The organism is Oceanisphaera avium, from assembly GCF_002157875.1.
Classification (GTDB): Bacteria; Pseudomonadota; Gammaproteobacteria; order Enterobacterales; family Aeromonadaceae; genus Oceanimonas; species Oceanimonas avium.
In genome coordinates this window covers 42,375-57,381 of the sequence record NZ_CP021376.1, presented here as the reverse complement: position 1 = coordinate 57,381, position 15,007 = coordinate 42,375, and the positions used below count along the sequence as shown (strand labels likewise).

11 protein-coding genes and 1 pseudogene are annotated in these 15,007 nt (G+C 47.3%); 7 read left to right on the top strand and 5 right to left on the bottom strand.

Features of this window, described 5'->3' with window-relative positions:
- Positions 1-85: 85 nt before the first annotated feature.
- From rluF to CBP12_RS00240, 3 genes and pseudogenes are all read right to left on the bottom strand, one after another.
- Positions 86-1,078 (bottom strand): 23S rRNA pseudouridine(2604) synthase RluF, encoded by a 993-nt coding sequence (gene rluF, locus CBP12_RS00250; protein WP_232455098.1) that lies wholly within the window; start codon positions 1,076-1,078, stop codon positions 86-88.
- Positions 1,079-1,147: 69 nt separating this feature from the next.
- Positions 1,148-1,630: a methyltransferase family protein gene (locus CBP12_RS00245; RefSeq protein ID WP_086961845.1), complete on the bottom strand. Its 483-nt coding sequence runs from the start codon at positions 1,628-1,630 to the stop codon at positions 1,148-1,150.
- 329 nt (positions 1,631-1,959) lie between these two features.
- Positions 1,960-3,756 (bottom strand): annotated as a pseudogene (locus CBP12_RS00240) (SulP family inorganic anion transporter); the annotation flags it as partial.
- Positions 3,757-4,106: 350 nt separating this feature from the next.
- On the opposite strand from CBP12_RS00240, the gene CBP12_RS00235 reads away from it, so the two are divergent.
- Positions 4,107-5,105 carry a response regulator gene (locus CBP12_RS00235; RefSeq protein ID WP_086965232.1) on the top strand — a complete coding sequence of 333 codons (999 nt, stop codon included), beginning with the start codon at positions 4,107-4,109 and terminating at the stop codon, positions 5,103-5,105.
- Positions 5,106-5,108: 3 nt separating this feature from the next.
- On the top strand, positions 5,109-6,068 hold the full coding sequence (locus CBP12_RS00230; protein ID WP_086961841.1) for a sensor domain-containing diguanylate cyclase: 960 nt from the start codon (positions 5,109-5,111) through the stop codon (positions 6,066-6,068).
- 134 nt (positions 6,069-6,202) lie between these two features.
- Here the strand turns inward: CBP12_RS00230 and fabV are convergent, their stop codons facing one another.
- Positions 6,203-7,402 carry an enoyl-ACP reductase FabV gene (fabV, locus tag CBP12_RS00225; RefSeq protein WP_086961839.1) on the bottom strand — a complete coding sequence of 400 codons (1,200 nt, stop codon included), beginning with the start codon at positions 7,400-7,402 and terminating at the stop codon, positions 6,203-6,205.
- 182 nt (positions 7,403-7,584) lie between these two features.
- On the opposite strand from fabV, the gene CBP12_RS00220 reads away from it, so the two are divergent.
- From CBP12_RS00220 to CBP12_RS00205, 4 genes are all read left to right on the top strand, one after another.
- Positions 7,585-9,336, top strand: a complete 1,752-nt coding sequence (locus CBP12_RS00220; protein WP_086961837.1) for a DEAD/DEAH box helicase — start codon at positions 7,585-7,587, stop codon at positions 9,334-9,336.
- A gap of 94 nt (positions 9,337-9,430) precedes the next feature.
- Positions 9,431-10,843, top strand: coding sequence for a D-alanyl-D-alanine carboxypeptidase/D-alanyl-D-alanine endopeptidase (gene dacB / locus CBP12_RS00215; RefSeq protein ID WP_086961835.1), 1,413 nt, complete (start codon positions 9,431-9,433; stop codon positions 10,841-10,843).
- A 94-nt stretch (positions 10,844-10,937) separates the two neighbouring features.
- The gene (locus CBP12_RS00210) at positions 10,938-11,201 is read left to right on the top strand and encodes a GrxA family glutaredoxin (RefSeq protein ID WP_086961833.1); all 264 of its coding nucleotides are present in this window, start codon (positions 10,938-10,940) and stop codon (positions 11,199-11,201) included.
- 315 nt (positions 11,202-11,516) lie between these two features.
- Positions 11,517-12,731 (top strand): pyridoxal phosphate-dependent aminotransferase, encoded by a 1,215-nt coding sequence (locus tag CBP12_RS00205; RefSeq protein ID WP_086961831.1) that lies wholly within the window; start codon positions 11,517-11,519, stop codon positions 12,729-12,731.
- 90 nt (positions 12,732-12,821) lie between these two features.
- Here CBP12_RS00205 and cls read toward each other — a convergent pair whose 3' ends face one another.
- Entirely contained in the window at positions 12,822-14,255 is a 1,434-nt protein-coding gene (cls, locus tag CBP12_RS00200) for a cardiolipin synthase (protein WP_086961829.1), read from the bottom strand.
- 113 nt (positions 14,256-14,368) lie between these two features.
- Between cls and CBP12_RS00195 the strand changes: the two genes are divergently transcribed.
- A complete protein-coding gene (locus CBP12_RS00195; RefSeq protein WP_086961827.1) occupies positions 14,369-14,914 on the top strand; it encodes a DUF1439 domain-containing protein in 546 nt (181 codons plus the stop codon).
- Positions 14,915-15,007 lie beyond the last annotated feature (93 nt).

The following is a 15,007-nucleotide window of genomic DNA, read 5'->3' as shown; positions in this document are numbered from 1 at the left end:
TCCCTAAATCGAGATCCTGACTTTCGTCAGGATGATGAACATTTATTGTTATCAGTAACAAACACTGAGTGCTCTGCGTCCTATATCAAGGGCGTTTATTACGAGCATTCTTTGGCAAGGATCCTTTACTGGAGCTACGGCCTTTACCAGCGGCTTGCGTACTTGGGCCATTTTTAGCCCCCGCTTTGCCACCCGCCCGACTGGGCTTTCGAGACGGTGAATGGGGCTGAGCTGCGTGGCGAGCTCGACGGTTTGCCGGTTGGGCAACATCTTTAATACGCGGGCCACTGCGCGCCGCTTTAGGTTGCTCCAGTTGTGAGGCTTCTTCGGTGTTACTGGAGTCGCTGATCATAGCGTTGATCAAAGCTAATTCAGACTCAGTGACATAGCGCCACTGACCAGGCCTTAACTCACCTAAGTCTATATTCATGATCCGCACCCGCTTTAAGCTAGTCACATTAAAATCAAGATAACTGGCCATGCGCCGAATTTGGCGATTTAAGCCCTGAGTTAAGATGATATTAATGGTGTTATGGCCAATTTTTTTAACCTTACACGGCTTAGTAATGGTATCCAAGATAGGCACACCGGCCGCCATGCGTGCTACAAAATCGGCGGTAATGGGCTTATCCATGGACACAATATATTCTTTTTCATGCGCATTACCGGCGCGCAAAATTTTATTCACAATATCGCCATCGTTAGTCAGTAAAATTAAACCGCTAGAGGGCTTATCGAGGCGACCGATAGGAAAAATGCGTGATTTTTTATAATTAACCGCATCCACGATATTTTCTGCGATCTCAGGATCCGTGGTGCAAGTAATGCCAATCGGCTTGTTATAGACCAAATACACTGGCGCTGGCTTAGCCCGCAGCGGCTTATTATTAACGCTTACTTCATCTGCCGCACTGACTTTTACGCCCATGCCCGCGATAGTGCCATTTACCTTAACGCAGCCTTGTTCAATTAAGCGATCCGCTTCTCGGCGTGAGCAGATGCCCGTTTCGCTAATAAATTTATTAAGCCGCGTCAGTGGCATTAAGGGCTCGGCGTGGGAGGAAACCGACTCTGTCATTAACTATTCTCCGAGGTAAAAAGCGTAACTTGGCACAACGCAATGATGGCTTTACTGAATGGCCGCCTCTTATAACCAGCGGCGCACCGCATGACAATATGCAAGATACTCATGGGCAAATTTTTCTGTTAAGGCGCGCTCTTCGGCTTTAATTTGTACCACCGTCATATACAGTAGGAATAAAGCAAACCATCCTAGATTGATGCCAAGTCCTAACCACAGCAGCCAAGCGAACAATAATAAAGCGTCTGCTAGATAAATGGGATTGCGACTATAGCTAAATATGCCCTGAGTGACCAAAGAAGTGGCGCGCAAAGGCTCAAAAGGTAATAAGGTGGTGCGGGCTTGGTGCATAGTGCGCGCAGCCACGGCCATTAACAATAAAGCCGCTATGGCTAGCAATAGCGCAATCGTGGTTTGGCCTTTAAAGTGCCACGAAAAACCCACCACTGAATGGTGCTGCCAATAACGCTGGGTTAACCACATTAATCCTGCACTTATCGCCATAATTAACGGCGGGGGTAACCATAATAACGTGCTGCCTTTACTCATGATTTATCCGGTGTTGTATTGCGTTTATTACGGGTGGTTTTTACGTCGTTTAAAACAAAGTCGCTACTGGTGCGCGTGGCATCTTCAACATGCGCACCTAATTGAATAATACGCTTTTGGGGTGCGGTTTTTAAGCGAGGAAACGCTAACTCAGCCGGCAGCGGCGCTTGTGTCACATCACTATCAAGATGAGCGTTAACATAGCGCTGTGGCGCTTGGGGGTTGGCTGATAATTTAAGATCCAATATCGGCGCTGCTTGCTCATCACTTAATAATGAACCGACATTTAACTGGGGGCTGGGCGCCGCGTCTTGATTAAGCTCATCCACCTTGGGTGTGGTACCCGCTTCTTTAAGCGCCGCCACCAGCGCGCGGCGCTCGGCATCTTCTTCGGCAATATCTTTAGCTTCTGACTCTAGCGTAATGCTGTCTGGCTCTTCATCCCAATAACAATTAGTCATGCGCAACGCTTGATACACATCGGGATACACCAAAATGCCCTCTTCACCCACCCGAATACCTGCTTGTTTTAGCCAAAGCGTCATTTGCCCGCGCCGCCCCGCCATCACCATATGAATACCACTGCGTTTAAGCTCTTTATAGAGCTCGCCCACCATGGTCATGACACTTATATCTTGATGAGTAAAACAGGATACCGCATCAATAATCAGGCATTTTGCCGGTTGTTTTTCACTGGCTAATAATAATAAAACGCGGCGCTTAAAATAGGCGGCATTAAAATAAGTAAGCGGTGAGTTAAAGCGATAAATCATTACTCCCGTAATGGCTTTCACTTCTTCATTATGGCCAAGGGTGTGCACCACGCCTTCCTCGTTAATGCCCATTAACTGTTCGGTGGGGCGCATCACGTTGCGTAAAAACTGAAATAAGCCCAGCAATACCGCGAGGGCAATGCCTGGGATCACGCCCATAAATAACACACTAAAAAAGGTGATCCACGCCAGCCAAAACGCCGCGCTATCTGATTGGCGCAGCGCCCACAGGCCACGAAAATCGGTCATGGATAAGGAGGCCAAAATCAACACCACTCCCAGCGCGGCGGTGGGGATATATTGTAGTGGTGCCGATAAATAAAAAGTGACCACGGCGGTAGCCAGCGCCGCCACAACCGACACCATTTGCGTTTTACCGCCATTAGCATCGTTTACTGCGGTGCGCGAGCCGGCACCACTCACGGCAAAGCCTTGAGAGACGGCTGAGGCAATATTGGCAATACCTAGCGCACGAAACTCAGCATCAGCGTCGATGTCATAGCCATTACGCGCAGCAAAACTGCGAGCGGTGAGCATTAAAGATACAAAACTTATCATGGCTAAGTTAAGGGCGGGTAGCACCAGCTCTCGAATTAAGCCAGGTGGAAACTCTGGAATTTGAAAATCTGGAAACTTGCCACTTAAGCTACCAATTACCGCCACATTTGCCACTTTTGGCCCCAGTGCCCATAACACAGCAGCACTGGCAGCCAGTGCTAATAAAGAGGTAGGCCACTGTGGCTTAAGGCGCTTACCCACTAGCATCACTACTAAAGTGAGTAAGCTAAACGCCAGTGTAATCAGGTGTACCTGAGACACATAGTCTGGCACCGCCAACACTCGCTCTATTAAGCCCTCTTCATGGTAGCTAAAGCCAAAAACACTCGATAACTGGCCCACAATAATGGTGATGGCCACGCCATTTAATAAGCCCATTAAAATAGGACTGGATAAAAAATCTGCTAATACCCCAAGGCGCAACCGACTGGCAATTAAGCACCAAATACCCGTCATGGCGGTCATGGTCATTACTAGTTGCCAATGGCGTGTAGGATCTCCAAGCGCTAGGGGCGTTACGACGGCGGCAATCACTGCACAGGTGGCCGCATCCGGACCGACAATAAGTTGGCGAGATGAGCCAAATATCGCATACGCGATCATCGGCAAGATACTGGAGTATAAGCCCGCTTCGGCACCCACGCCGGTCAGCTCCGCATAGGCAATGGCCACCGGCAAGCCCACGGCCGCGACTGAGACGCCGGCGCGCACATCTGTCATTAACCAAGCTCGTTTATAGCTTAGTAAAGTCATTAACCCTGGCATCCAATGGCCCAGAGAAAAGCGTTTATTCATTTATCCAACCGAGTGATAGAAGGCGAAGGCCATCATTAATAATAGAAGGTTAAAGGGTGTTTGTTTAGGTAAAGCTAAATAAGCATGCCGCTGACTTAGCTTCACTTTTTATAAGCCGCTAGCTTATCACGCGCTATGTTAAGCCAAGCCCCAGCGTGGGGGTAGCCAAATATATCCGTGAGCTTAAACGCTCAGCTAATTGTTAAGACTGCACTTAATTATGCCCGCGTCATCTCCTTACATATAGCACCAGTACTTAGCTATTAACTGGTTATGAAATGTGCTTAGATAAAGATGGCAGCCACCTATATAGCGGCATAAACCTGCGTAACCTTGAGTATGACCTAAGCATGACCACTAACATCTTAATTTGTGATGACTCATTAGTCGCTCGCAAGCACGTGGCTAACGCATTACCTAAAGATTGGGACGTCACGCTGCATTACGCACAAGACGGCGAGCAGGCGCTCAGCTTTTTACAAGAAAACGGCGCTGACTTATTGTTTCTTGATCTTAATATGCCCATTTTTGATGGCTATGAAGTTCTTAATGTCATTAAAGCGCAAAATATCCCAGTGATGACGATTGTGATCTCCGGCGATATTCAAGAGCTTGCCCAACAAAGGGTACGCCAACTGGGTGCTATTGGTTTTGTTAAAAAACCGCTGGATAGCGCGGCTTTGTGCCAATTGCTTAGCGAGTATGGCTTATATTCCAGCACCACGGCACCCTCGTCTGTGCCCGCTATGCTCACCGAGCCTATTAATCTATTTGATGAATTACAGGAAATGGCCAATATTGCCATGGGCCAAGCCTCTAGCTTGCTATCAAAGCTATTAGGGGTGTTTATTGAGCAGCCTATTCCTAAAGTGGCACTGATCTCGCCGAGCGAGCTGAATATGGCGCTCACCGCGAATGAAGAGCAACAACATTACGCCGCCGTTTGCCAAGGTTTTGTAGGCTCTGGCATTGCCGGTGAGGCGCTGATGTTATTTAGCGATACCGATCGCCACCATATGGCAGAGCTCCTTAAATATGAAGAAGCGGGCTGTGCCGAGCCCGAAGTCGAAGTGCTTATGGACATGGCTAACATTCTCTTTAGTGCCTTTATTAAAGGCCTAGGTGAGCAATTAGATATCGCCTTTGGCCTAGCGCAGCCTCATTTATTAGGACGCCATCAGCCGATTGCTAATTTGGTTAAATTTCATGGCCAAAAAACTGAGCAAATGCTGTGTATTGAAATTCCTTATAAACTAGAAAAACAACACATACATTGTAATTTGCTCGTATTATTAACTGCTGACTCTGTGACCAGACTTGAGCACAAACTGACGTATTTAATGGAGTAAGCCATGCCGCTTGCCACACACAACGCCCAAGCTTTTCACTTTTTAGTCGACATGTTAGAAACCGTTGAAATCGGTTTAGTGATATTGGACTTAGACTTTAATATTCAGCTGTGGAATGGCTTTATGGAAAACCACAGCGGGCTAACTTCCACCGCCGTGCGTGAGAAAAATATCTTTACCTTGTTTCCCGAGCTGCCCCAAGAGTGGCTGAAACAAAAAATAGACACAGTCGTCACCCTTAATACCCGCGCTTTTACTTCTTGGGAGCTTAGGCCTTATCTGTTTCGCTTTAGTAATAGTCGCCCTATTACTGGCACCGCACCTTATATGTATCAAAACGTCACTATTAGCCCCATGGCGGAGCCAAATGGGCGCATCGAGCGGGTGTGTTTAATGGTATACGATGTCTCTGATGAAGCTTGCAGTCGCTTGGAATTAGAACAAGCGAATCAAAAGTTAAATCAATTAAATAAAATTGATAATTTAACTCAACTGCTTAATCGAGGGGCGTGGGAGGAGACACTACATCAAGAGTTTGATCGTTTTCAGCGTTATGGCAACGACTGCACCTTGATGATGCTCGATATAGATAACTTTAAAATAGTAAACGACCAGTATGGCCATCAGACCGGTGATAAAGTGATCCGCCACCTCGCCGATGCCATGCGCGCTTGCTTGCGCCACACCGATCATTTAGGCCGTTATGGCGGTGAAGAGTTTGCCGTCATCTTGCCAGAAACCAACTTAGATGCCGCGCATTTAATTGCCGAACGCCTGCGCCTTACTATTGCTGATGCCGAGTTACACTCGATCAATAGCCGTTTGCAATACACTATCAGTATTGGCATCGCGCCCTTGCATGCCCAAACGGAAGATGCTCAGCAATGGGTACGCCAAGCAGATGATGCGCTCTATGGTGCAAAACATGCAGGCCGCAACCAAGTGGTGTGCTCCCTGAGTTAAACGAGATATTGACCAAAGGGTAAGAGTGAGCAAGATTGGGGATTAGGGATTAGTCGTACCGCGTTAAACATGAACATTAAAAAAGCCCAGTCGTTAGTGACTGGGCTTTTTTTTTAAACGATTAATACATAAAGTTAAGCTAGCTCAATCACTTCAAAGTCAACTTGAGGATCCACATCGGCTTCGTAGTCCACACCGTCTAAGCCAAAACCAAACAGACGTAAAAATTCATCTTTATAGCCTTGGTAGTCCGTTAACTGATAAATATTATCATCCGTCACTTGAGACCAAATATCACGACAAGCATCTTGTACGGCATCGCGTAATTCCCAGTCATCTAAGCGCAGGCGGTTTTCTTCATCTACTTGTGCTGGCAGCTCGCCAAATAATTGGGTGGCGAATAAGCGCTGAATTTGCTCAATACACCCCTCATGAATGCCTTGCTCTTTCATCACCTTAAAGGCCATGGAAATATATAAAGGCATCACTGGGATGGCGGCTGAAGCTTGGGTCACTACCGACTTAAGCACGGCCACATGGGCGCTACCGCCATGAACTTTAAGCTTGGCATCAATAGCATGGGCGGCGCGGTCTAAGTCTTCTTTGGCTTTGCCAAGGGTACCGTGCCAGTAAATTGGCCAAGTTAAGCTAGTACCAATATAAGAATAAGCCACTGATTTAGCGCCATCGGCCAACACACCAGCCTCGCTAAGCGCATCCATCCATAATTCCCAGTCTTGGCCACCCATCACTTGAATGGTGTCAGCAATTTCTTGCTCATTCGCCGGCTCTACTTCGGCTTCAATCAAGACGTCTTTATTGGTATCGAGTGCTGTAGACTTATAAACTTCACCAATGGGTTTCAGTGCCGAGCGCACCACTTCGCCTGAGTCGGGCATTTTACGCACCGGTGAGGCGAGTGAATACACCACTAAGTCCACTTGGCCTAAGTCTTGTTTAATAAGTTCAATCACTTGCTCACGACAAGCATCAGAAAAGGCATCGCCATTAACACTTTTCGAATATAAGCCTTCGGCTTTAGCGGCTTTATCAAAGGCAGCCGAGTTATACCAACCGGCTGAGGCGGTTTTTTTCTCGGTGCCCGCTTTTTCAAAAAACACCCCTATGGTGGCGGCATGACTGCCAAAAGCGGCATTAATTCGCGACGCTAAGCCATAGCCAGTAGAGGCGCCAATGACTAATACTTTTTTGGGGCCATTAGCCAGCTGACCGCGCTGTTTAACGTATGCAATTTGCTCGGCCACGTTTGCCGCACAACCAACAGGATGCGTAGTAGTACAAATAAAGCCACGAACCTTGGGTTTAATTATCATGAAGTTAGGTGCCTCGGTTGTTATAAGAGCAAAGAATAAAAAAACATAGCCTATTCTAAAACAAAATTGAGCGAGAAACACATAGCGCCGAGCAGCCAGCGCTCGGCGCTGCTTTCAGTTTTGATTTTTTGGCTTTTTATTTGCACACTGCTGCTCTACTCGTTTGATGGTTAGTCATCACTATGTTTACTTTACGTCCCTATCAACAAGAGGCAGTTACGCGCACGCTGAATTATTTTCGCCGCCATAAAGAGCCGGGCGTAATAGTGTTGCCCACCGGCGCCGGTAAGAGCTTAGTGATTGCCGAGCTCGCTCGCCTTGCACGAGGCCGAGTCTTAGTATTGGCGCACGTTAAAGAGTTAGTGGAGCAAAATCATGCTAAATATGAGAGCTATGGGCTGAAAGCGGCTATTTTTTCTGCCGGCTTAGGCAAAAAGCAAACCCACACCCAAGTCGTGTTTGGCTCTGTGCAGTCAGTGGCGCGTAATTTGACCGCATTTAGCCAATTTAGCTTAGTGATCATCGATGAGTGTCACCGCGTATCGGATGTTGATGATAGCCAATATAAAAAAGTAGTGAATCATTTATCGTTGGCAAACCCTAACCTTAAAGTATTAGGCTTAACGGCGACGCCCTATCGCTTAGGGATGGGCTGGATTTATCAAACTCACTATCATGGCTTTGTGCGCAGTCGTAAGCCGCGATTTTTTAGCCATTGTTTATTTGAATTACCACTGCGCTTAATGATCAAGCAAGGCTACTTATGCCCCCCCGATATTGTCGATGCCCCTGTGGTGCATTATGACTTTTCGAGGCTTTATGAGCAGGGCTTATTTAGCGAACAAGCGCTGGATCGGGAGTTAGCCCGCCAGCCCCGCGTCACTCCTCATATTGTGCGCCAAATTCAAGACTACGCCGCAGCGCGAGTGGGCGTGATGGTATTTGCAAGTACCGTACGCCATGCCACTGAAGTAGCCAGCTTATTGCCCGCGGCCCACACCGCGCTGATCACCGGCGAGACGCCAAGCTCCCAGCGCAGTGACATTATTCGCCGCTTTAAAGCTCGCGAGCTTAAATTTCTAGTCAATGTCTCTGTGCTCACTACCGGCTTTGATGCTCCTCATGTCGATGTCATTGCTCTATTGCGACCCACACAATCAGTGGCGCTCTATCAGCAAATTATTGGGCGAGGGTTGCGCTTAAGTCCTGATAAAACCGATTGCTTAGTACTCGATTATGCGGGCAATAATATGGACTTATTTGCACCTGATGTGGGCGAGCCGCGCCCCAATCCTGACACCACTCAAGTACAGGTACTGTGCCCGGCCTGCGGTTTTGCTAATATTTTTTGGGGGAAAACCAATGAGCAAGGACAGGTGTTAGAGCACTTTGGGCGACGCTGCCAAGGTCTGTTTAGTGATGAAGAACAACCAGAGGAATTAGGCGAGCCCTGTGACTATCGATTTCGCTTTAAATCTTGTCCCCAGTGTTTAGCAGAAAACGACATTGCCGCCCGCCAATGCCACGAATGTGGCGAAGTATTAGTCGACCCTGATAAAAAACTAAAAGAAGCATTAGCGCTAAAAGATGCACTTATTTTACGCTGTGCCGGCATGAGCCTTGCTAAAGGCGAGGGTAAATTTGGTCAAGCCTTAGTAGTAAGTTATTTTGATGAAGATGGCACCGAGCTTAAGCAATGGCTGAGCTTTGATAATAAAGGCGCGTCTGGACGATTTTTTATCGAATTTATCCAGCCTCACTGGCCAGCACCTAGCCTTGAGCCTCACTTTACCAGCCTTGACCAAGTGGTGGCTCACGCCAGCCAGTTTCGCCACCCCGACTTTGTGATTGCTCGAAAACATAAACGGGGATGGCGCATCAGTGAAACCTTGTTTGATTATCAGGGCCGGTTTCGCTTAGCTAATGCCTTATAGACTCAAGCCATAGAAGATATGACGAATAGCGCTGTGCTTTTATAAAAGCACAGCGCTAGGTATGGTTACTCACCTTATTACTAACGAGATGCTAATGAAGTTATTTTGGGCCAACATTACCGCTCTCTTACTGGGTATCAGTCCCAGCCTGTGGGCCGCCCCCTTAGCGCCCAGCCATAGCCAAGCCGCGTGGCTGGTGGCCGATGCTAACACGGGTGCGATTGAAGCTGAGCATAATGCAGACTTATTATTAAAACCTGCCTCCACTCAAAAGCTGCTTACGACATTGGCAGGCGCGCTGGCATTAGGTCCAGAGTGGCACTATCAAACTCAGCTCTATTACCGAGGGCAGTTACAAAACGGCCAGCTTAATGGCGACTTATTAATAGACTTTGTGGGAGACCCTAGTTTTAGCCGCGAGCAATTACGAGACTTATTAGCCCACAGTGGTGTAAAAAAAATAACCGGCAACTTATACCTTAACCAAGCGCACTTTAGTGGCTATGACCGCGGTAATGGTTGGTCTTGGAATGACTTAAGTGTGTGCTACACAGCGCCTGTCTCGGCGATGATTTTAGATCACAATTGCGTCCAAGGCGCGCTATATGCCCACCTTGGCAAACCTGGGCGAGCGACGGTGCCAGCTCATCAGCCCATTACCGTGAGCGCTCAAGTCAAAGTGCTAGACTCCGCCAGCCAAAAGCGCAGTTTTTGCTCGTTAGACGTCGCCATGTCATCCCCTAATCAATATCACCTCTCGGGTTGTATTACTCCCCGAAAAGAACCTTGGCCACTGCGCTTTGCCATTCAGGATGTGAGCGCTTGGGGACAAGATTTAAGCCGCTGGGCCTTAGCGCAAGCGGGTATGACACTCAATGGCGAGATTAAAGATGCCCGCCTTAAGCTAGATGATTGGCAGGGGCTTGCCAGTCATCACTCGCCGCCTTTAAGCACGCTTAGCCAAACCATTTTGCAAGACTCCGATAACTTATATACCGACAGCTTAATGCGCACTCTAGGGGCGCTACATTTTAAGCAAGCGGGCAGTTTTGCGAATGGCACGGCGGCGGTGCGCGAAATACTATTAGAAGAAGCTCACCTTGATCTTGGACCCAGTTGGCTGGCCGATGGCTCTGGTTTATCTGCTCATAATTTAGTGCGCGCCACCGACTTGCTTAATGCGCTACTGATCATAGCCCAAGACCCGCGCGCCCAGTGGTTAAAACCATTACTGCCCGTTAGTGGGGAAAGCGGTACCTTGCGGTATCGTAAGAGCGTGCAAGACCCCAGCTTCAAAGGCAAAATTCAAGCAAAAACTGGCACCATCGCCCATGTGCAAAACTTAGCCGGTTTTATTGACACTCCTAGTGGTACTAAGGCCTTTGTGTTATTACAAAATGGCTTATCCCTTAGCCCAGACGCCGAGCAAGCGCTCAGCGCCAATCAAGGTGAATGGCCTGCTAAACAATTTGAGCGAGCATGGCTCTCGGCACTACTACAACCATAGTTAAAAACTATTAATAAGTAAGAATTAAACGATTTATCATCAGCTGATGCTCGCGCTATACTGAGCGCAGTTTATTCGTAGTTTGGAGAAGGTCATGTTTGCAGTTATTTTTGGTCGCCCCGCTTGTCCCTTTTGTGTCCGTGCTAAAGAGTTGGCAGAAAGATTAACCGCACAACGGGATGACTTTGAGTTTCGCTATATCGATATTCATGAAGAAGGCATTTCTAGAGAAGACTTAGAAAAAACCGTCGGTAAGCCAGTAGAAACCGTGCCGCAGATTTTTCTCGACCAAGTGCATATTGGTGGCTTCACCGAATTTGAAGCACACGCCAAAGCGCACTTAGGATTGTATGACTAAGGTCGCGGCTTAAAATAGCCATACTCTAGTTAACATTCTTAGCCCCGCTCTTAAGTACGGGGCTTTTTATCGTTAACCACTAAGCTGGCTGGGTATTTATTCACCACCGCGCCACTCTCGCGTCAAAGTCAGCACTTTTCTTCTCTTTAGCCCTTTTCATCTGCCAGACAAAGTCTCATCATGGGCTGAATTATTTTGTTTTATTAGCCAGCACTCCTGCGTATTTTTTATTCCATCTGTTCGCCTAACAACAGTGGCGCTAAATAAGCTGCGATAACTCTTTAGCTGGTGCCTATTTCGAGGCCATAAACCCTTATGTATAGCGTTGATAAATCTCACAAGCTCGATAATGTCTGTTATGACATTCGTGGACCTGTGCACAAAGAAGCTCGTCGTTTAGAAGACGAAGGCCATCGGATCTTAAAGCTCAATATTGGCAATCCGGCGACCTTTGGTTTTGATGCGCCGGAGGAGCTATTAAAAGATGTGATCGTTAACCTGCCCACCAGCCAAGGTTATTGTGAGTCTAAGGGACTATTTTCAGCGCGCAAAGCCATCATGCAGTACTACCAGCAAAAAGGCTTACGCACTGTCGACTTAGAAGATATTTATATTGGTAACGGGGTGTCTGAGCTGATTGTCATGGCCATGCAGGCCTTACTTAATAATGGCGATGAAATTTTAGTACCCTCACCAGATTATCCGCTATGGACGGCGGCGGTAAATTTATCGGGTGGTAAAGCGGTTCATTATTTGTGTGATGAGCAGGCGGACTGGTATCCTGACTTAGACGATATTAAGGCCAAGATCACGCCACGCACTAAAGGCATAGTGCTGATCAACCCTAATAACCCCACTGGGGCTGTGTATGGCAGTGAGTTTTTATTAGAAGTGGTTGAGATTGCACGCCAAAATAAGCTTATTATTTTTGCCGATGAAATTTACGACAAAATTTTATACGACGATGTCGCGCACCACTCTATTTGTACCTTGTGTGATGATGTCTTGATCGCTACTTTTAATGGCTTATCTAAAAGCTATCGCGCCGCCGGTTTTCGCCAAGGTTGGATGCTAATAAGTGGGCCTAAACACCAAGCAAAGGGCTACATTGAAGGGTTAGAGATGCTGTCCTCTATGCGCCTGTGTGCCAACGTCCCCATGCAGCATTCTATTCAAACCGCACTGGGTGGCTATCAAAGCATTAATGAGCTGGTGCTGCCTGGGGGGCGTTTGCGCCAGCAAAGAGATACGGCTTGGCAGTTATTAAATGATATTCCGGGTGTATCTTGTGTTAAACCAAAGGGCGCGATTTATTTATTTCCACGCCTAGACCCCAAAGTCTATCCCATTAAAGATGACCAAAAAATGGTGCATGACTTATTGCTCCAAGAGAAATTATTAATCGTCCAAGGGACGGGTTTTAATTGGCCCACGCCGGATCACTTTCGCATTGTGACCTTACCGCGAGTCGAAGAGTTAGAAGATGCCATTGGCCGGCTAGCACGTTTTTTAAAGCATTATCGACAGTAATTAAATACCGCTCTACGTCAAAGAAAAATACCGAGCTTAATGCAAGCTCGGTATTTTTTATTATGGCCTAAAGCCTATTAGGTATAGTGCTTATAACAAAGGGCTCAACAGATAGAATAAGTTTTCTAGCAAGCGTCGGCGAAAAGGCCGGCGACGCCACTCTAACCATTTTACTTGTCGGGCTTTTGATAAGTAACCATCGGCCAGTTGCAATAAATCGCCCATGGCTTTGCCATCATCAATCAGCAAGGTCATTTCAAAGTTCAGCCAAAGGCTGCGCTTATCTAAATTAACCGTACCCACCAGTCCAAACTGATGATCGACCAGCACGCACTTAGTATGTAATAAGCCAGCCCCATATAAGTGTATTTCTACTCCGGCGACCAATAACTCATCAAAAAAAGCATTACAGGCATAATTGACCATGCGTGAGTTATTACGCTCAGGCAAAATTAACTGCACTTCTACTCCTCGGTCAGCCGCCGAGCACAGTGCCGCCACTAAGGCATCATCGGGTACAAAATAAGGGGTGATAAGCACTAAACGCCGACGAGCTTGATACACAGCCGTTAATAAACTTTGTTGTATGGCATCGCCGCCCATAAAAGGGCCAGAGGGCAACAGCTGTAATTTAAGCTGATTATCTAAGCAGCTTATGGGATGATATTCGAGCTGCTCCAATAAGCGCTCACCGGTTTCCATCTCCCAATCCCAAACAAATAACGACCAAAAAATAGGGACTATGGGACCACGGATACGCAACATAATATCGACCCATTGCCCTACGCCCGCACTTTGTTTAAAACAGCTAGGATCCACTAAGTTCATGGAGCCGGTATAGGCCACATCATCATCAATGACTACTAACTTGCGATGCATACGCAAGTCTTGGCGCTCAAATAACAAACGAAATGCACCCACCGGCAGTACTTCCACTACTTTTACACCGGCGTTGCGAAGTTTAGTCGGCCACGGGCTTCGAAAGAAATCTGCGCTACCCACCGAGTCTAGTAATAATCGACAGTCCACCCCGCGCTCGGCGGCATCGATTAACTCAAAGGCAATATCATCGGCAAGCCCGCCAGGGTACCAAATATAAAACTCTAAATAACAAGAGCTTCTGGCCGCACGAATATCATCTTGTAGGGCACCTAAAATGCGATCAGGGGCTTCTAATAGCGTCATGCCGTTACCACTGAGCATGGGCATATTAAGGCGTGCCTTAACAAGTTCATAAATGGGCAGTGCAGGCTCACTCACAGAAAATGACTGGCCTGGAAAGCGCGACACTAAGACATTTATCCAGTCGGCATAAGGGCGATACATGGCTTTAGCACGCTCTGCCCGTTTACGGCCTAAGCGTACTTCGCCAAATAAAATATAAGTCGCCACCCCTAAAATAGGAATGGCATAAATAAGCGCTAACCATGCCAATGACACGCCCACTGGCCGGCGTTTCATAATGACCCTAAGCGTCACCCCTAGTACTAAGCTGGTGTGGGCCAAAAACAGCAACCAGCCCATGGCGGTGTAGATATAATCAGACAAAAATGGTTTGCTCCCATAAAATAGGGCGGTGCAGACTCGCTGCTGCCGATAAGCTAAGGTACAAAAAACTGAGAGGCGGATACAGACAGATGAAAATTATAATGTTTTTACTGGCACTTACTAGCGCCAGCGGTGCGTTTGCTCAGGCATTAACACTCACCGAACAACAACTGAATGAAGGCTTAAATCAACAACTCGGTCGAGAATTCCCCATTGGCTTAGGCTCTTGGTTATCCGCTAAGGTCAAGATGCAAGACGTAACGGTGGAGCTAGGTCGTCAAGCCCCCGACAAAGCACGGGTATTAGGGCGCGCCTTAATTAGCCTTAACCAAGGACAAAGCCAGTACCACTGGGATCTAGCCGGCGATTTTAATGCCCGCCCCCGCTACGATAATGAACAAGGTGCACTATTTTTAGATGACTTTGAATTGCTCAACTATCAATTAAATGAAGGCAGCAGCTCACCTCAAGCCCGCTTTATGCTGCCCATGTTATTACAAGCGCTAAGTGGCTATTTATCCCAATATCCGGTCTATAAATTAGATAAAAACGATCCTCTGCAGCGCCAATTAATGGCTCAACCCTTAAGCTTGGAAGTCCAACCCGGTGAGGTTTCTTTATATAGCGTCGAATAATGGCGCGCAGCAATAGTAAAAAATTTAAGTAAAATGCACAAATTTAGCTAACTCGCCATAAAAAAGCCCGCAATTAAGCGGGCTGGTTATCTA

What these genes read in the sequence shown, in the direction of transcription:
- rluF (WP_232455098.1), bottom strand. Translation starts at nt 1,078, where the DNA reads ATGACAGAGTCGGTTTCCTCCCACGCCGAGCCCTTAATGCCACTGACG.
- CBP12_RS00245 (WP_086961845.1), bottom strand. Translation starts at nt 1,630, where the DNA reads ATGAGTAAAGGCAGCACGTTATTATGGTTACCCCCGCCGTTAATTATG.
- CBP12_RS00235 (WP_086965232.1), top strand. Translation starts at nt 4,107, where the DNA reads ATGACCACTAACATCTTAATTTGTGATGACTCATTAGTCGCTCGCAAG.
- CBP12_RS00230 (WP_086961841.1), top strand. Translation starts at nt 5,109, where the DNA reads ATGCCGCTTGCCACACACAACGCCCAAGCTTTTCACTTTTTAGTCGAC.
- fabV (WP_086961839.1), bottom strand. Translation starts at nt 7,402, where the DNA reads ATGATAATTAAACCCAAGGTTCGTGGCTTTATTTGTACTACTACGCAT.
- CBP12_RS00220 (WP_086961837.1), top strand. Translation starts at nt 7,585, where the DNA reads ATGTTTACTTTACGTCCCTATCAACAAGAGGCAGTTACGCGCACGCTG.
- dacB (WP_086961835.1), top strand. Translation starts at nt 9,431, where the DNA reads ATGAAGTTATTTTGGGCCAACATTACCGCTCTCTTACTGGGTATCAGT.
- CBP12_RS00210 (WP_086961833.1), top strand. Translation starts at nt 10,938, where the DNA reads ATGTTTGCAGTTATTTTTGGTCGCCCCGCTTGTCCCTTTTGTGTCCGT.
- CBP12_RS00205 (WP_086961831.1), top strand. Translation starts at nt 11,517, where the DNA reads ATGTATAGCGTTGATAAATCTCACAAGCTCGATAATGTCTGTTATGAC.
- cls (WP_086961829.1), bottom strand. Translation starts at nt 14,255, where the DNA reads ATGGGCTGGTTGCTGTTTTTGGCCCACACCAGCTTAGTACTAGGGGTG.
- CBP12_RS00195 (WP_086961827.1), top strand. Translation starts at nt 14,369, where the DNA reads ATGAAAATTATAATGTTTTTACTGGCACTTACTAGCGCCAGCGGTGCG.